The following is a 16,693-nucleotide window of genomic DNA, read 5'->3' on the forward strand; positions in this document are numbered from 1 at the left end:
TCCGCATGTTTAACATCTTCCCGCCCCGACGTTCGAAATATGGTCTCCCGCCACTGGCTGTATTTTGGTGGATTCGTGATAACCGGTATTCTGCTGGTCGGTGTTGGTTTGGTCGGAATCCTGGACGCTCTGTCGGTGCTAGCCGAAGGCGTGTCGTACAGCGAAGAGTTCGTGCTACTGGCGATGCTCGGGGAAGCCGCTGAGTGGGTCGTGATCGGACTCGCCCTCGGGCTGTTTGCAGTAGTGTTTCTCGTTGCGGCTGTTGTCTCTGTCCTGCGAAGTGCGTCACTCCCTCGTGATGACCGACTGGTCTCTATCGTCACGTGGCTCGAGCGGAAGTACCCGCTCCTCCGCCGATTCGATGTCACAGAAAGGGTCGAACCAACGATTGAAGACCGGAAACGACAGCTCAAAGAACGGTACGTCGCGGGCGAGATTAGCGAAGAAGCGTTTGAACGCGAGCTGGCGCAATTGATGGACGATACCTCCGCCGATTCGAACTCACGATCCGGAAACGAAACGGCCGTGGAAATAGAAGACCAGTCGCAGTAGGATACCGCCCCCGTCTGTGCGAATTGAGCGGAGCGATGAGCCGTTCCTCGAGTACTCGAAATGAACGATAGCAGCGACCGTCTCAATCGTCGTTCTGTTGGCGACTCCCATCTACTCTGTCTTCGAGTAGTTCCGGCATCCACGCGGCAAAGCCATGGTCACGTCCGTGGCTCCACATTGCAGTTTCTTCTTCAACACCTGGAAGTTCACGGTCCGCAACACCGCTCACAAGGATTGCCTGCTTGTCCACCAGTACCAACTGGCCCGGCCACTTCTCTACGACCTTCCGCGACTCTTGCAAACTCTCCGTCACCACGACGGTCGCATCTTGAATCGCCTGCTGAACACGGGTTTGCACGTCGCTAGACGCTACTTCTACGATAACTGCGACACCACGGTCACTGGCCGCCGCCAATCGGTCAAGAGCGGCCTGATCGAGCATCGTCTCATCGGCGACGATGAAATGAACGTGGTCGTCTGCGTTGTCGATAAGTTCAACGAGCCGGTCGGTCACGTGCTCGGCGTTCGCGATCGCCCAGACTCCCTTATCCTCCTGAGTCGTGGCCGACTCAACTTGGTCTAAGGCCGCATCTGCGGCCGCAATGCTGTCGTTGTAGTCCCGGCGCAGCGTCTCAAATGCTTCCTCTTTCGAAATCGCTCGAAACTCCCGCGGATCAGATTGCTGTATATCCACGAGTCCACGCCGATGGAGTCGATCGACTGTATCATAGACCCTCGATCGAGGGACATCGGAAACCTGACTGATGTCCTTCGCAGTTCCCTGTGCAATGCGGGTGAGCGCCACGAAACACCTCGCTTCGTACTCGGTTACGCCTAACTCCTCCAGCGCCGTGACAGCAGCTTCTTCGTTGGACATGATCCACCAAGGGCCTTTAGACGGTTAATACACTGGAAAACTCGTCATCAGTCACTCGCCGATCCGATACGTGGACTGGCGAGCGTCCTCGAGACAGACACGGCTGGTCACGATCCCCCCGTCCTCGAGTTTCCCGAGCGCGTAGCGGACGGTCCGAGGACAGAGTCGGGATTCGGCGGCGATCCGCTCCTGGGTCATCGGTCCTTCGTACTCGAGGACCTTGTAGACGAGTTTCGCACTAGGCGGGAGGTCGGCGAGCGTGCGATCGGCCGCTGGCTCCTCGTTCTCGTCGCCCTCGATGGTTTCGGCAGTTTCGGCCGATCGGTCGTCGGCTTCGGTGGCCCCGTCGGCCTCCTGCTCCGAGTCGGTTGCACTCATGTGTCTCGATCGAGAGGGTCGCCACGCGACAGTTCAAAAGACCGTCCACCGGGGCCGGTCCGATCGGGACGGGGTGTGGCGGGCAGTCGGGTGAGCCGTGGGGTAGCCAGCCGAATACCAGGCGCGGCAGTCGGTTGGCTACCACGTCCGTCGATCAGCCGACTGCATCGGCGGGATGCGGGTTGTCTCATTCTCACTCGAGCCTACCGGCGTCGCTCACATATACGGCACTGACAGTTCAAAATTACAGGGAGGAACTAACGACCGTGCAGTTGCGCTCGTCCCCCACTCGTGTAGTCCCGCGACGACTGCCGGGGCCGCTTACGGTGACGGCAGGGCCACCGCGGAACCGACATCGGAGAGCGGCATGGACGGGAGTAACCCGTGCATAGTAAGGCAGTCGCCCGCCTCAGAGGGCAGTATGTTTGGAACCAGCGGCATTCGCGGGCGGGTGGGCGACGAGGTGACGGCAGCGGTGGCGCTTTCGGTCGGCCGCGCAATCGCCTCGGAGGGATACGAGCGAGTCCTCGTCGGTCGCGACGTTCGAGAGAGTGGCTCGATGCTCGTCGAGGCGGTCAACGCGGGGCTGCGCGAGTGCGGCGCCGACGTCGTCACGGTCGGCGTCGAAGCGACCCCGACGATTGCCCGGGCTGTCGAGGGCCTCGAGGCCGACGCCGGGGTCGTGGTAACGGCCTCGCACAACCCGGAAACTGACAATGGGTTTAAGCTCTGGAACCCGTCAGGGAAGGCCTTCGGCCCCGACCAGCGCGCGGCCATCGAACGGCGGGTCCGCGAGGACGACTACGAACTCGCCGCGTGGGACGGCGTCGGCGATCGATACCATCGCGAGGGCGTTCGTGACCACCACGCCCACGCGCTTCGGGCGGCAGTCGACCTCGAGCGTGCGCCGAGCATCGTCGTCGATATCGGGAACGGTGCCGGCGGCGTAACGGCGGCGGTACTCGACGGGCTGGGCTGCCAGGTCCGGACCCTCAACGGACAGGAGGACGGCTCCTTCCCCGGGCGACCGAGTGAGCCGACAGCAGAAACCCTCGAGACGCTATCGACGCTCGTCGCGGAAACGGACGCCGAGCTGGGAGTCGCTCACGACGGCGACGCTGATCGGATGGTGGCCATCGACGAGACGGGGACCTTCGTCCCGAAGGACGCGTTGTTGGCCCTGTTTGCTCGAGAGGCGGCGGGCTCGGGCGACCGGGTTGCCGCCCCCGTCGACACGAGTCTCGCCGTCGACGACGCGCTGGCCGATGTCGGTGCGTCGCTAACCCGGACGCAGGTCGGTGACGTGTACGTTGCAGAACGGACGACGGAAGCCGATGTGGTCTTCGGTGGCGAGCCGAGCGGTGCGTGGATCTGGCCCGAGGAAACGCTGTGTCCGGATGGCCCGCTCGCGGCATGCAAACTGGTGGAACTGGTCGCCGAGCTGGGGGCGCTTTCCGAACTGGTCGCCGGAATCGAGGGCTACCCGATCCGGCGAACGTCGATCGAGGTGGAAGCGAAGGCGGCGGTGATGGCCGACGTCAGCGAGGCGGTGAGCGAGCGATACGACGAGATCGATACGCTCGACGGCGTTCGAGTCGAGACCGCAGACGGCTGGTTCCTGCTTCGCGCCAGTGGGACACAGCCGTTGATCCGTGTCACGGCGGAAGCGCGGTCGGCAGCCGATGCCGAGGCGCTGTTCGAGGATGCGCAGGCGGTAGTCACCGAGGCCGTCTCGACGAGTGGGTGACGGCGTCGGACAACTGATCGAGTCGATCCGCCTGCGGACAGTCCACGCGGATCGACGGCTCGAGACGGACGGCAGTTACGACCGGGTTATCTGGCTTCTTCCGGGATAAAATCGGAAGTCTTCATCTCGCGGTACGTCGCACAGTCGGGGCAGGCGTGGACGACGTCGCGATTATCGCCGAAGACGCGAGAAAACTGTCGGGTTACCTGGTTGCCACAGTTGACACATCGGGGGGCGGTCGTTTGCTGGCCGGACGTCATTGGCGTCCAGTTTGCGGATGGGTCCGTCGACATCAACAACCTGTAACCACAGAACGGTATTTACTATAGACCGCATAATGGGCGCAACAACCGGCTGTTCGAGCCGTGGGAGAGTACTAGCACTCGAACAACACTATTCGGATATCGAACGTATCAGGCCCACATTCGTGAGAAATACGATATTACCGGATCGAAATACAATGTTTCACCCCGGTTTACTCGCTCAGCGGTCGTCCTCCTCGAGAGTGGAACCGGATCGGGATATCGGTCACTCGAGTCCCGTTCAATCCGAATCTTTATAGCAAAAATTGAAAGCTCGGATATATAGTAAGAAATCTGACCGATGAGTCGGCCTGCCGCTCGAGTCAGTCGGCGTGACATCTTTGTTACATTTATTCACGGTTATCTTGTGCTTCCTGCACCCCGTTCGCTTGGTGGAAGAGTACCTTCCATGGCGAACGGGGAGCCTCGATACTGACTCAGTAGGGTAGTAGCGACGAGATGTCGTCTCTCCGTCGCGATCGAGCGCGGTCAATTACGCCGGTCACCCAGATCTATCAGGTGCACCCTTTATACAGTGTCGAACTCCTAGACTACTTGGAGGGTATGGGTTGATACCCACGAAATCGGTGACGTTGTCATCGTGACTCGATCGCCACAATGACCCTCCACGTTCGATTCCGATATCGTTCGAGTACGGGTCGTCACCACCGATGCCGTGTGGATTCGAGACTACGGGGGTGGTTTCGCGTCCTGCGGCCTCGAGACCCGGCTCCGATCGATCGGAGTCGACTGTGTACTGTTCTTGGCCGAGCGGGAGCGCTCTCTCGAAACGGACGCTCGAGTGCGACGGATCGACGTGCGACTGCGACTGATCACCGTTCGAATGATACAGATCGATACACGAGGGTAGCGATTCGACTGGACTGTATGTTTGTTCTCGAAGTATACGAGGTGGAGAAGAACGTATCGCACCAACGGCGTCAGTTGCGTGTGAGTCGGAGTCCGGACACGCGTGAGTGTCGGGTGTGAACGGTTACTCGACGGTAACGCTCTTGGCGAGGTTTCGCGGTTTGTCGATCGGTCGACCGAGGAGGTCGGCGGCGTAGTAGGAGACGAGCTGCAGCTGGACGTTCGCGACCAGCCCCGCCAGGTCGGAATCGGTGTCGGGAATCGTCAGGTGTTCGTCCGCCACCTCGACGGCGGGATGGCCGTCGGGGCAGACCGCGACGACGGGTGCACCGCGGGTCTGTGCTTCCTCGGCGTTTTTCAGCGTCTTCTCGTCTTCCTGGCCGGTAAAGATCGCGAACACCGGCGTCTCGGGCGTCACCAGCGCCAGCGGGCCGTGTTTCAGCTCGCCGGAGGCGAAGCCCTCGGCGTGCTCGTAGGTAATCTCCTTGAACTTCAGGGCCCCCTCGAGCGCCACGGGGAAGCCGAGCCCGCGGCCGATGAAGAAGTACGACCGGCTCTCGCTGTACTGTTCGGCGATCGACGCCGCGTTCGAGTACTCGAGCAGTTGGTCGATCGTACTCGGCATCGACTCGAGTTCCGGGAGGAGGGTCTCGAGATCGGCCGGCGGTTCGCCCTGCACGTCATCGGCGATACGCTGGCCCAGCAACGTGAGCATGACCGCCTGCGAGGAGAACGTCTTCGTCGCGGCGACGCCAATCTCCGGGCCGGCGCGGATGAAGAGCGTGTCGTCGGCCGCCCGCGCGGCCGTCGAACCGACGACGTTGGTTACGGTGAGCGTTCGCGCGCCTTCGGCCGCGGCCTGCTTGAGCGCGCTCAGGGTGTCGGCCGTCTCGCCGCTCTGGGTGACCGCGATGACGAGCGTGTTCTCGTCGACCGGCGGCGCGGAGACGCTGTACTCGTTGGCCAGTAACGCGGTCGAGTGGACCCCGGCCTGATTCAGCGCGAGCGACCCGTACAGCGCGGCGTGGTAGGAGGTCCCGCAGGCGACGAACTGGACGCTGTCGACGTCGTCGAACGTTCCCGGTTCGAAATCGGAGAGCGCGATCCGACCGTTCACGGGGTCGATCCGGCCCTCGATCGCCTGGGCCAGCGACGTCGGCTGTTCGTTGATCTCCTTGAGCATGAAGTGATCGTACTCGCCCTTGCCGGCCTGTTCGGGATCCCATTCGACCGTCTCGGACGTGCGCACGATCGGGTTCCCCTCAAGGTCGGTGAACTCGACGCCGTCCTCGTCGACGACGACGACGTCGCCGTCCTCGAGGTAGACCACGCTATCGGTGTACTCGAGGAACGCCGGGACGTCACTCGCGAGGAAGTACTCGCCGTCTTCCATACCCACGACGAGCGGCGAGCCCTGTCGGGCCGCGTAGAGGACGTGCTCGCCGGTGACCATCGCGGTCACGGCGTAGCTCCCCTCGAGTTCGTCGATCGCCCGCCGGAACGCCGTCTCGCTGTCGAAGCCGGCGTCGAGGTAGTACTGGATGAGATGGGGGATGACTTCGGTGTCGGTGTCGCTCGTGAACTCGTAGCCGCTCGCTGCCAATCGCTCTCTGAGTTCGACGTAGTTCTCGATGATCCCGTTGTGGACGACCGCGACGTCCTCGCTCTCGTCCGTGTGGGGGTGGGCGTTCGCGTCGGTCGGCGGTCCGTGCGTACTCCACCGGGTGTGTCCGATTCCGACCTCACCCTTGAGGGGTTCGCCGATCGATTCCTTCAACTCCTCGACCTTCCCGGAGCGTTTCTGGACGTTGATGCCGGAGCCGTTCTGGACGGCGACGCCGGCCGAGTCGTAGCCCCGATACTCGAGGTTCTCCAGTCCGGTCAGGAGCGGCTCGAGGGCGTTGCCGTCCCCGACGCGACCGATGATCCCACACATCCGCTATTCACCACCCGTCGGGTGAATTGGACTGCTCGTGTGGCCCGGACACGAGGTCAGTTTTTGTCGACGATGCATCGGTCTCTCTGCCCCCGAACACGGCCGTAGAAGTATCGTGGAGGACTGCTGACTTGCAGCAACTGATCGAGACGACGAACGGTACGCTGCCATGAGAGGAATTCAAACCTCCTGAACCCATTACTATAGACGGACTACTGAACCCCGTAGAGAGAGGGTACTCCGGCGGTGACTGCGAACTGCGGCGAACGCCGGTCCCGCAGTTGGACGGAATCGAGATCTGATATCGAATACAAACTGTCGGTTTACGGGGTTCTCTCACCGAAAAACGTGCGACCTATTACAGCGGCTTGAAAAGTACGCCTGACGTACAGGGAATCATCGCTCGAGTATGGGGCGTCGAATGAGCAGTAGCGGTGACCCAACTGGAGTAGGACCGGGAAACAGTCGGCTGGGGTTCCCAACGCTTCACACAGCACCGCTCGGTCGTCAAAATAGTGCGTGACGCGACCGTTGATCCAGCCAGTTCGTTCGTGGAGCGCCAACCGGGACGGCCGATGGAACCGTCACACCTTTTGTGGTGGGCCGGATGGTATGCGTATGGGTTTTGGTAGCTACGATGAATCCGAACAACAGGAGCAGACCACGGACGACGAGGACGTAGAAGCCGTCAACGTCCATGAACACGAACACAAGGGCGAGATGTCGTTCGAGTCCGATGTCTCGACGGACGAACTCGTCTCCCAGCTGGGTTCGATGAAGGCGGACGAGTCCGACGACGAATCCGACGAGTAACCGCCCGAACGTAGCGGGGTCGAGACGAGTCTGGCCGTACTCAATCGACACTACCCGCTCGCGCGTCGTCGACCACTATCGGTCCGGTCACTGATTCGATTTTTCTCACAACTATCGCGCTCTAGTAGTCACTGAAACGATTCACACGCTGATCGCACCGCTATCATGGGATCAGGCGTGCATTGACTTTCAGTGACGACTATAGCCATCGGATTGGTCGAACAGGGGATACGCGACGGCTTGCCGCCGGGAGACCCGGATCCGTCGTTCAGGAGAGCGTTGCGGAACAGAGTTCGCCGATCGCCCGTCGCAGCCGCTGGGAGACGGCCGACTTCGAGACGTCGAGTCGATCCGCGAGTTCGTCCTGGGAGATGCCACGCGGGACATCGAAGTAACCTTCTTCGTAGGCGACGGTAAGCAATTTCTGTTGTTTCGGCGTCAGCGCAACGACACCCTCGTCCCCGTCGTCGGAGACGCGCAGATGATCGACGGTGACTGAGATTCCGCGGTCGCGACAGTAGTCGTTGAACGCGACGAGTCGATCTCGATCGGCGAACCGAAGCTGGACCTGCCAGCCGTCTCGAGAACTCGAGAGTTCGAGCAGGCGGCCACCGACGCCGGTGATCGCGGCGGTGAACGTTGTCGCACGGTCGGTACGCGTGACACGGTAGACTCGTCTGTCGGGGTAGCGGTCGACGAGAACGGGATCGGTGATAGTCGGATCCGTCTCGAGGCCGGTTTCGAAATCGTCGAACGCGGTACCGTAGACGGTGACGAACACGAGCGTCCGACCCGGCTCGACGCTGGTCCAGTAGTCGGGTTCGACAGTGACGGCCGGCGCGTGTCGAATCGTCGGTCGCAAGAACAGGTTCGGGTGGTCGAGTCGAAGCTGGGCGACGATCCCGCCGTCGGCCTCCGATCGAACGCTCGATCGGCCCTCGTTCGCGTCGGCGACCGATTCGAGACTCTCGTCGGTGTCAGTGACTCCCTCGATGCCCTCCTCGGCGTCAGCGATATCGATGCTCACGAGTTCATCCGCCATCCGGAGAGATGACCGTCGTAATTACGTCTTACCTCGAAGGCACTCATTGAATACTGCATTAGATGCCGGCGGCATGATCGTGGCCGCTATATACGGAAACGGGGATGGGTCGTCACTCAATCTATATTCATCTGTATGCTGGGTGATCAGTTCCGATGGGACGGGAAATATAGTATTACTGAGTCGGACGGGTCGACGTAAGAACGAAATACCGGTGACGAGACCGGGCAATACGACCTAGTCGGACTCGAACTCATCGAACAACAGTGCGAACAGTTTCCGCTGGGCCAGCCGGAGATGGCGACTGAACGTCGGCTGGGAGATTCCGAGCGATTCGGCCACCTCCTCTCCGGTATGCTCGCGCGGCCACTCGAAAAAACCGCTGTAGTAGGCCGCCTCCAGCGTTCGCCGCTGGCGCTCCGAGAGCCGCTCACGCAACTCGTCGAACGGGCGTACTGGGCGGTGTGATCGATCGCGTTTCCGGCGAGCGACCAACTCCGTTCCGGGATAGGTCCGCTCGAGGAGCCCGAGAAACGAGCGGACGTCGACCGGCTCACCGAGTTCGATCACGAGCCGGCAGCGATCGTCGACCGGCGTGACCGACCGGAGGATGCCACCGTGGTCCGCGATCGTTCGCGCGATGGTGGGTTCCCGCAGACCGATCTCGAGGGCGGTGCCGCCGCTACCGCGGTCGACGATCGAAACCGCGTCGACCGCTGCGAGCGCCCCGACCGTCTCGTGAATCGCGTCCGCATCGCCCCCGTCGACCGTACAGAACACCGTCGATCCGCCCGACGACCGCGGGACGATCGCTTGCACGTCGAGTCGCCGACCGATCCCGCGGGCGACCGACGACAGGGCTTCGGCATCGTTCCGGAGGACGACCTCGAGTTCGGTGATCCGATCGGCGAGCAACGCGCGTTTCGTCTCGATCGCTGCGATCACCGCACCGGCGATCGACGCGAGGTGGTGGCAGACGCGACGGGTGCGCTCGTCGAACGCCGACGGCCGGTCCGCGTACGCGGTCAGCGTGCCATGCCGGACCCCGTCAACGGTGAGCGTCACGCTGAGCGCGGACCGAAATCCCCGCTCGAGCAACTGGCGTCGCCACGACTGGCTCTCGGTCGCGTGCTCGCTCCCATCGATCGAGAGGTCGTCGAGGACGGTCAGCTCGCGTGTTGCGGCCGCGACTCCCGTCGGCGCGTCGGCGTCCGTTGCTAGGGGAACGGTCGTCGACTCGAGAAACTCGCCGTCGCGGCCGGCCCACGTCGATGGGACGACCCGCTTGCGACCGTCGTCAGCGTGACCGACCCACGCGAGTTCGATGCTCCCGCCAGACTCGAGCGGGGCCAGCGACACGATCGCCTCGCAGAGCCGCCGTTCGACCGCCTCGCGCGTGTCGGCTGCCAGCAGCGACTGACCCGCGTCCCAGACCCGTTCCATTCGTTCGAGGACGGTTTCGAGGCGGGCTCGGTCGTGCTGACACGCTCGAAGATCGTCGGCGTTCTCGAGTGACTCGAGCGCGACCGACGCGGCGTCCGACACCGCTTCGATCGGGTCCGAATCGCTTCCGTCGAACGTCATGGGATCCATCCCGGTCGCGAGGACGATGCCTCGGTCCGCAATCGGGGCGGCCAGCACTCGCTCGGCCCGGAGCCCAGCGCGGGCGAGGAAGTCCTCGAGTTCCGCGCGCTCGTACACCGTCACCCCCTCGCTTTCGGGGTCAGTAACTGTTTCCCTGTTCTCGAGGGTGTCGGCCAGTGGACTTCCGTCGGGATCGATCGGCGGCAGTTCGATCGAGCGGTGGTCGCCGATGTGGTCCGCCATCGCAACCGTTGCCGGGCGAAGCCAGTCATCGTCGGCGCGATACCAGACGGCCACGTCAGCGGCGGCAAACTCCCGGACGGCATCCGTGGCAGCGTTTCGAACGGCCGACGCCGTCTCGGCCCGACGGAGCGTATCGAGCGTCCGCCGGATCGACGACAGGGCAGCCCCTCGAGAGCCGCGCCTGTCGCGGACGACACAGAGCGTCCGGTCGGGATCCGTCAGCGGCGCGACGAAGACCTCGACCGGCGGGGCCGCGTCGGTCGCGAGCATCCCCGAAACCGGCTCCATCCATCGGATGACCGGTGACCGAGCCCGCTCCCGAACCGTCGCCGCGAGGTCGGCTGCGAACACGTCCTCGAGTTCCCGGCCGACGAGCGCGTCCGCATCGGCGAGCTCGAGCAGCGCTGAGTTTACCAGTCGAATCGTCGTCCCCTCGAGGACGGCGATGCCGTCGTCCAGCGCGTCGACGACGGACTCGAGGAGGGCGAGGCGGTCCCGGTCCGACGAGGCCGTAGCATCGGCGGGCCGTTCCCGCGCATGGACCGAGACGCCGTCGTCGCCGGGGTGAACGGTTACGGCGAGTCGTCCCTCGATCGAGGGGAGGGTCGTTCTGACCGTCTCGGCCGACCCCGTCGTCTCGGCCGCGCGAACGCGGTCGTAGAGCGCCTCGCTGAGTTCGTCCGGAAGGAGGTCCCAGACGACGGCTCCGATCAGGCGGGGGTGGTCGCTCGAGTGCTCGTCAGTGTCTGGGTCGATTCCCGGGTCGGTATCGGTCACCGTGTCGGGACCGGTCGCTGCGTCGGTACTGGCTTCAGTATCGACATCGGTGAACAGCGCTATCGCGGCATCGTTGGCGTAGCGGAGTTCGTCTCGCGGACCGAGGGTGAAAAACGCGTCCTCGAGCCGGTCGACGCCTCTACGAATCCCATCGGGGACTGTCGAATCGGCTGCGGATCTTCCCCCGGTTCGGGTGACGACGACGCCCTCGACGGTCGGATCCGCGAGGCGGTTCGTGAGGGTCAGTTCCGAAACGTGCCACGTGCCGTCAGCATGGCCGAGCCGCGGGCTAACGCGGTCGGTCGTCCCGACCGGCGCGTCGGTCACGGTCGCGAGCGTCTCGAGAACGGTCTCTCGATCGTCCGGATGAACGAGCCGGCGTATCGCCGTCCGCTCGAGTTCGGCCGGCGTGAACCCCATCCGGGACTCGACCGCCGGCGTCGCGTACTCGATGTCGCCGTCGGCGTCGAGCACCCAGACGACCGCGGCGGCGCTCTCGAGGATCGACCAGTGGCGTCGATCGGAGTCCGCCGCGGCCAGCCGGAGTCGGGCTCGCTCGGCTGCGTTTCTGACGCGAGCGGTCAGCACCGTCGGCGACTCGTCGCGATCGACGACGTCGCTCGCTCCCGCCGCGAGCGCGTGGTCGGCGTCCTCACTATCGGTGACGGCTACGATCGGCCGCTCGTCGGAGCCGGCAGCGAGCCGCTCGAGCAACGAGTCGGCCGATCCCGATCGTCCGTCGGTGGCCGGGCTGAACGGGCAGACGAGACAGTGTACCTCGCGGTCGGCGAGTCGCTCGCGAGCCCCCTCGAGCGTTCGCTCCCTGAGTAGTGACGCGCCCTCGAATCGTGCGGCGAGTGTTTCCATCGCATCGTCGGCAGCGTCGGCGTCGCCGACGACCAGTACGCAGGGGACGTCGCCGACGGCTGTCGTTGCAGTGTCGCTCACTCCGTGGTCACCTCGAGTCGAACTGGCGGGCTCGAGAGCGCTCGCGGTCGGCGCGCTCTGGCCGGACCGATTCGCGTGCGAACGAGAACGCGAGCGGGCACGATAGCGGTCGGGTCGCTCTCTTGCGAGATAATTATGGATCTCGTACCCGCGCGTAGCGGGGATAGCGGTGGACTATCCACCGGCGCTGCGGGACGCTAGGACTGCTCCCGAACCGTGAGGACCGGGACCGGTGCGTTCCGGACGATCTCCTCCGCGACGCTGCCCGAAATCAGGTGATCGAGCCCGGACCGGCCCGCCGTCCCGACGATAATCATATCAGTCGGATTCGTCTCCGCGAAGTCGACGACCTGCTCTTGCGGAACGCCGTGGCGGATGTCCGTCGTCACGTCGACACCCTTGCGCGATGCCGCCTCTTCGGCCTCTGTGGCGGCTGCGGCGGCCTCCTCTTCCGGCTCGCTCCGGAGCTGATCCGTTTTCTCTACCGCCTGCGGGCCATCCTCCGAAACGGACAGCACGTGTAGTCTCGCATCGAGTTGACTCGCGAGTTCGATCGCCTGGTCGGTCGCCCGACGGGCCGCGTCGCTTCCATCCGTTGCAACGAGTAACTCCTGATACATCGGTTACCCATCCATTCGAGCGATGGCCGGATACATCCCTGACCTGCCGTTGCCTGCCGGGTATCAGTCAAACGGGTTATATTAAAATATGACTTCCCAGACGTGCCCACAACTCTGACACTCGAAGCGGCGTTTCAGGCCGGCGTCGGTCACCGATCGATCCGCCACTTCTCCTGACTCCTCGAGACAGTTGGGACACCGATATCGGCTCACGCTCTTCTCTTCACGTGACCGGGGATAAAGAGCCGACTCGGTTAGTTTGGATTACCAACGATTAGTCTCATTTCATATGGGAGCCGGCCGCCACGACCGGACCATCGAATTCCGGTCTGAGCCCCAGGACGACCACGGCGATCGCACTACGAGTGACTGCAGTCAGAACAGGCCGAAAATAGCGTGATGCAGGTCGAAAATAACGATCGCGAGATACAGTTGGCCGATCCCGGCGACGATCATCACCACTCCCGCGATCCGTTTGAGCACGCCGGAGTAGGCCGCGAACCGACCGGCACCGGCGACGAGCCCCATCCCCGTCGCGACGGTCAACGAAACCATGAGCACCACGACGGTACCGACGTAGGTCCCGAGCAGGACCAGCGCATCGGCCGTCGACAGCGAGAGCGCACGGGTGACGACGCTGATGAACAGCGGCGCGACACAACCGGCCGACGCCAGCGCGTAGCCGACGCCGAAGACCCCGAAGCCGAGCGTGCTCGAGCGGCGCTTCGGGAGCGGGATCGAGAGCGACGGCGCGCGGTCGACGACGATCAATACGCCGAAGCCGATCAGGACGAGGCCGGCGATGCCTTCGAACCACTTGATCGACGACAGCGTCGACTGGCCGACCCAGAACGTCGCCCCGAGCAGGGCGGTGAAGGTGACGAGGACGCCGACGCCGGCGAGCAGCCCGCGGCTCAGTGCCCCGCCGAGCGACGCGCGCTCGCCGTCGGTCTGACTCACGTAAAAACCCACGTACCCCGGTAGGAGCGGGTACGCACACGGGGAGAAGAACGTCGCGATACCGGTCGACAGCGCGAACACGATCGAGGTGGTGTTCGTCGCGTCGACCATCCTCACTCGGCCCCGCTCTCGAGCGCGCGTTCGATTCCCGCGACGAGTTCGTCGGCGGTTTTGATCCCGGAATCGTGCCACCGAACGGTCCCCGAGGCGTCGATCGCCACGGCGGACGGATATGGCGATCCCCAGTATCGGCTGGTGAGCTCCGAGGTCGGATCGAGACCGATCGTCCAGTTACCGTCGTTTTCGTCCCACCACTCGGCGAGTTCCTCGCTGGTAATCGACTCGCCGACTGGTTCGCTCGTGACGGAGAGGAAGACGACGTCGTCGCCGACTCGCTCGTGGGTCGTGGCGAGTGCGTCCATCTGTTTGATGCAGGGATCACACCATGTCGCGAAGAAGTCGATGAACGTCGGTCGATCCGGCGCGGGGACGGTGACGGTGCCGGCTTCGCTTCCCGGCGCGTCAGCCGTCTCGATCTCGTAGGGATCGTGCTGTCGGCCGACGAGTCCGGACGACCCGTCGGAGTCATCGTTGAACGAGGGGACGCCGAACGCTGCGACGGCACCGGCACCGGCGACGACACCTGCGCTTCCGAGGCCGGCGAGGACCTCACGGCGACGCATCGCTACTCGTCCACCCCCACGACCGTTCTCGTGTCTTCGACTATTACCTCGGTGTTGACCGCCTCGCGCTGGTTGTGCGCCCGGGGATACGCGCGCTCGACGATTCCGCGTTCGTTGACGAGTTGGACGTGAGCGGAGTGCGTAAACGTGTACTCGAGATCGTCGGTATCAGCCGATTCGTTCCCGGATTCGTTGTTCGATGCGGTTTCGTTCCCGGACTCGGTGTTCGATGCGGTTTCGTTCGCCGATTCGTTGTTCGACGCCGCCCCCTCTTGCCGAAGCGGGAGTTTGAACGTCTCGTTGAGAACCGTTTTGGCCGCCTCGTTGTCCTCGGGGCGGAGGTAATGCCAGTGCCCCGTGTCGGGTTCGATTCCCCGTTCCGTGCTATACGTCCGAAGGACGTCGGCCGTGTCGCGCTCGGGATCGAACGTCATCGCAAGCAATCCGACGTCGTCTTCGTAGCCGCTCTCGACGGCGTCTTCCTGTATTCGACGGAAGTGCTGCATGAGCTGATCGCACATGCCGTCCGGACAGGACGCGTAAAAGTACGTCATCACAAAGGGGCGTTCGTCCACGAAATCGTCGCGGGAGACGGTTTCCTCCGTGAGCGGGTCGGTGAGCGAAAACGACGGGAATTCGTCGCCGTACGACGGATACTCGAAATCCGCGTGTTGTGCCTCCTCTTCCGGTGGCTCGAGTATGGTATCCGGGTTAGAGTCACCGCCGAGTAGATCACCGAGACAGCCGGCAACGCTCGTGATCCCCACTGTCCCGAGCGAGCCGAGGTATGTCCGCCGTTGCATGTCTAGTTCGACGGAACCCGTAATCAAAGGTTCATTGGTTCGGTCGCCGAAGACAGTCCCGTCGGTTCGGTTTCCGATACACCGACGATCGGCTCCGACCGTTCGATCGGCGAACCAACAGGCGTTTTATCGCTGATACCCAACCCTCATCCAATGAAGCGCCGGGGTTTCCTCCGTGGAACAGTCGCGATCAGTGCCGTCGGAACCGCTGGACTCGCCGGCTGTCTCGAGCGACTCGGGTTCAACGAGGAGTCCGCCTGGGCGAACCCGCCGCTCGTCGAGAACCGACCCGACGCGGTCTATCTCCCGGCGTCGCGCGAGGAGATGGGGACCTACGGAACAGCGACCGACGGCGACTACGCGGCCGCGCTCTCCTACACTTTCCCCCATCGGTTCTGGATCGTCGAATCCACCTCCGAGGAAAAATCGCTCGTCGAGGTCGACACCGACGACAGTCTCCACCTCATGGCCACCGTCTGGGATCGCGAGACACATACCGTCCTTCCGGCGAACATGCGCTTCGAGATTTCACAGGACGGCGACCCGGTCGACGCCGGCACGTCATCGCCGTGGCCCATGATCTCCCAGCGGATGGGGTTTCACTACGGCGATAACGTCCAGCTCCCCGGGGAAGGCGAGTACACCGTTCGGATCACTGTCAGCCCCCTCAGCGGGATCGAGCGAATCGGCGCGTTCGAGGGGCGGTTCGAGTCCTCGGGCTCGCTCGAGATCGACTTCGAGTACGCGCGGTCGGATCTTCACGACCTCTCGTTCACGACGATCGACGAGGAGCGACGGGGGAGCCGCGAGGCGTTACCGCTGATGGACCACGGGGATCACGGCGGCGACGGTGGGCACAACGGTGATGTGGGAGACGGTAACGGCGGACACGGCGACGGGGCCGGGCAACCGCCGATGGGACAGGGCGTGGCGATCGAGGAGCTTCCCGGCGAGGTCCTCGAGCCCCAGCAAAGCGGTGACGCGACGTTCGTCGCACTCGTCTCCGACGCCGAGCGATTCACTGATGGCGGTACCTATCTGGCGATCAGTCCCAGAACGCCGTACAACGGCATCGTCCTCCCGTTTACGTCCCTGTCGGCGTCCGTCGACGGCAACGGCTCGGTCCGCTCGGAGGGCCCCGCGGAAACGCTCGATCACGAGATCGGCCACCACTACGGGGTCGCGGTCGACGACCTCGCGTCCGGCGACCGCGTAACGATTTCCGTCGACTCGCCGCCGCAAGTGTCCCGCCACGACGGGTACGAAACGGCGTTTTTCGACTTCGACGACCTGACCTATACGGTCTGAGCTGCTTCGGTGGCTGAGACGGACGGTGTCGGTTCGAGGGCTGAAACGGTTTGAGACAGTTTATGAGACAGTTCAATATATCGTTCATTCGATCGTTCACTACTGTCTCGAATTGCTCGAGGCGGAGCCACTCGGTGCGACAGTCTCCGGATGGGTTGTCGATTTCAGCGTGGAAACCACGGCTTTCGGACGGAACAACGGCGAGAGTCGGTCGACTGTCGAAGTGAGAGCCGGTCCACCGTCGAAAACC

General features: G+C 63.4%; 14 protein-coding genes. 4 read left to right on the forward strand and 10 right to left on the reverse strand.

The features are described 5' to 3' along the window. Window positions 1-39: 39 nt before the first annotated feature. Window positions 40-552: an SHOCT domain-containing protein gene (locus tag HYG81_RS22435; protein WP_180841912.1), complete on the forward strand. Its 513-nt coding sequence runs from the start codon at window positions 40-42 to the stop codon at window positions 550-552. 82 nt (window positions 553-634) lie between these two features. Here the strand turns inward: HYG81_RS22435 and HYG81_RS22440 are convergent, their stop codons facing one another. Both HYG81_RS22440 and HYG81_RS22445 read right to left on the reverse strand, forming a co-directional pair. Then, on the reverse strand, window positions 635-1,429 hold the full coding sequence (locus HYG81_RS22440) for a TrmB family transcriptional regulator (RefSeq protein WP_180841913.1): 795 nt from the start codon (window positions 1,427-1,429) through the stop codon (window positions 635-637). 51 nt (window positions 1,430-1,480) lie between these two features. Next, window positions 1,481-1,807, reverse strand: coding sequence for a MarR family transcriptional regulator (locus tag HYG81_RS22445; RefSeq protein WP_180841914.1), 327 nt, complete (start codon window positions 1,805-1,807; stop codon window positions 1,481-1,483). A 421-nt stretch (window positions 1,808-2,228) separates the two neighbouring features. On the opposite strand from HYG81_RS22445, the gene glmM reads away from it, so the two are divergent. Further along, the gene (glmM, locus tag HYG81_RS22450; protein WP_180841915.1) at window positions 2,229-3,554 is read left to right on the forward strand and encodes a phosphoglucosamine mutase; all 1,326 of its coding nucleotides are present in this window, start codon (window positions 2,229-2,231) and stop codon (window positions 3,552-3,554) included. An 86-nt stretch (window positions 3,555-3,640) separates the two neighbouring features. On the opposite strand, the gene HYG81_RS22455 is transcribed toward glmM, so the two are convergent. Together HYG81_RS22455 and glmS are read right to left on the reverse strand one after the other, a co-directional pair. After that, on the reverse strand, window positions 3,641-3,847 hold the full coding sequence (locus HYG81_RS22455; RefSeq protein WP_180841916.1) for a DUF7563 family protein: 207 nt from the start codon (window positions 3,845-3,847) through the stop codon (window positions 3,641-3,643). Between the two features lie 1,003 nt (window positions 3,848-4,850). Further along, on the reverse strand, window positions 4,851-6,662 hold the full coding sequence (glmS, locus tag HYG81_RS22460; RefSeq protein WP_180841917.1) for a glutamine--fructose-6-phosphate transaminase (isomerizing): 1,812 nt from the start codon (window positions 6,660-6,662) through the stop codon (window positions 4,851-4,853). Window positions 6,663-7,280: 618 nt separating this feature from the next. On the opposite strand from glmS, the gene HYG81_RS22465 reads away from it, so the two are divergent. Continuing rightward, entirely contained in the window at window positions 7,281-7,475 is a 195-nt protein-coding gene (locus tag HYG81_RS22465) for a DUF5786 family protein (protein WP_180841918.1), read from the forward strand. A 268-nt stretch (window positions 7,476-7,743) separates the two neighbouring features. Here the strand turns inward: HYG81_RS22465 and HYG81_RS22470 are convergent, their stop codons facing one another. The 6 genes from HYG81_RS22470 to HYG81_RS22495 all read right to left on the reverse strand — a co-directional run bounded on the left by HYG81_RS22470 (window position 7,744) and on the right by HYG81_RS22495 (window position 15,135). Then, window positions 7,744-8,517: a helix-turn-helix domain-containing protein gene (locus tag HYG81_RS22470; RefSeq protein ID WP_180841919.1), complete on the reverse strand. Its 774-nt coding sequence runs from the start codon at window positions 8,515-8,517 to the stop codon at window positions 7,744-7,746. A 237-nt stretch (window positions 8,518-8,754) separates the two neighbouring features. After that, window positions 8,755-12,069 (reverse strand): bacterio-opsin activator domain-containing protein, encoded by a 3,315-nt coding sequence (locus HYG81_RS22475; protein WP_180841920.1) that lies wholly within the window; start codon window positions 12,067-12,069, stop codon window positions 8,755-8,757. A gap of 197 nt (window positions 12,070-12,266) precedes the next feature. Then, the gene (locus HYG81_RS22480; RefSeq protein WP_180841921.1) at window positions 12,267-12,689 is read right to left on the reverse strand and encodes a universal stress protein; all 423 of its coding nucleotides are present in this window, start codon (window positions 12,687-12,689) and stop codon (window positions 12,267-12,269) included. A gap of 375 nt (window positions 12,690-13,064) precedes the next feature. Further along, on the reverse strand, window positions 13,065-13,760 hold the full coding sequence (locus HYG81_RS22485) for a cytochrome c biogenesis CcdA family protein (protein WP_180841922.1): 696 nt from the start codon (window positions 13,758-13,760) through the stop codon (window positions 13,065-13,067). Between the two features lie 2 nt (window positions 13,761-13,762). Next, window positions 13,763-14,332, reverse strand: coding sequence for a TlpA family protein disulfide reductase (locus HYG81_RS22490; RefSeq protein ID WP_180841923.1), 570 nt, complete (start codon window positions 14,330-14,332; stop codon window positions 13,763-13,765). A gap of 2 nt (window positions 14,333-14,334) precedes the next feature. Next, window positions 14,335-15,135, reverse strand: a complete 801-nt coding sequence (locus tag HYG81_RS22495; protein ID WP_180841924.1) for an SCO family protein — start codon at window positions 15,133-15,135, stop codon at window positions 14,335-14,337. 153 nt (window positions 15,136-15,288) lie between these two features. On the opposite strand from HYG81_RS22495, the gene HYG81_RS22500 reads away from it, so the two are divergent. Then, window positions 15,289-16,443: an iron transporter gene (locus HYG81_RS22500; RefSeq protein ID WP_180841925.1), complete on the forward strand. Its 1,155-nt coding sequence runs from the start codon at window positions 15,289-15,291 to the stop codon at window positions 16,441-16,443. Window positions 16,444-16,693: the final 250 nt, after the last annotated feature.

The organism is Natrinema zhouii (assembly GCF_013456555.2).
Classification (GTDB): domain Archaea; phylum Halobacteriota; class Halobacteria; order Halobacteriales; family Natrialbaceae; genus Natrinema; species Natrinema zhouii.

What these genes read in the sequence shown, in the direction of transcription:
- HYG81_RS22435 (WP_180841912.1), top strand. Translation starts at nt 40, where the DNA reads ATGGTCTCCCGCCACTGGCTGTATTTTGGTGGATTCGTGATAACCGGT.
- HYG81_RS22440 (WP_180841913.1), bottom strand. Translation starts at nt 1,429, where the DNA reads ATGTCCAACGAAGAAGCTGCTGTCACGGCGCTGGAGGAGTTAGGCGTA.
- HYG81_RS22445 (WP_180841914.1), bottom strand. Translation starts at nt 1,807, where the DNA reads ATGAGTGCAACCGACTCGGAGCAGGAGGCCGACGGGGCCACCGAAGCC.
- glmM (WP_180841915.1), top strand. Translation starts at nt 2,229, where the DNA reads ATGTTTGGAACCAGCGGCATTCGCGGGCGGGTGGGCGACGAGGTGACG.
- HYG81_RS22455 (WP_180841916.1), bottom strand. Translation starts at nt 3,847, where the DNA reads ATGTCGACGGACCCATCCGCAAACTGGACGCCAATGACGTCCGGCCAG.
- glmS (WP_180841917.1), bottom strand. Translation starts at nt 6,662, where the DNA reads ATGTGTGGGATCATCGGTCGCGTCGGGGACGGCAACGCCCTCGAGCCG.
- HYG81_RS22465 (WP_180841918.1), top strand. Translation starts at nt 7,281, where the DNA reads ATGGGTTTTGGTAGCTACGATGAATCCGAACAACAGGAGCAGACCACG.
- HYG81_RS22470 (WP_180841919.1), bottom strand. Translation starts at nt 8,517, where the DNA reads ATGGCGGATGAACTCGTGAGCATCGATATCGCTGACGCCGAGGAGGGC.
- HYG81_RS22480 (WP_180841921.1), bottom strand. Translation starts at nt 12,689, where the DNA reads ATGTATCAGGAGTTACTCGTTGCAACGGATGGAAGCGACGCGGCCCGT.
- HYG81_RS22485 (WP_180841922.1), bottom strand. Translation starts at nt 13,760, where the DNA reads ATGGTCGACGCGACGAACACCACCTCGATCGTGTTCGCGCTGTCGACC.
- HYG81_RS22490 (WP_180841923.1), bottom strand. Translation starts at nt 14,332, where the DNA reads ATGCGTCGCCGTGAGGTCCTCGCCGGCCTCGGAAGCGCAGGTGTCGTC.
- HYG81_RS22495 (WP_180841924.1), bottom strand. Translation starts at nt 15,135, where the DNA reads ATGCAACGGCGGACATACCTCGGCTCGCTCGGGACAGTGGGGATCACG.
- HYG81_RS22500 (WP_180841925.1), top strand. Translation starts at nt 15,289, where the DNA reads ATGAAGCGCCGGGGTTTCCTCCGTGGAACAGTCGCGATCAGTGCCGTC.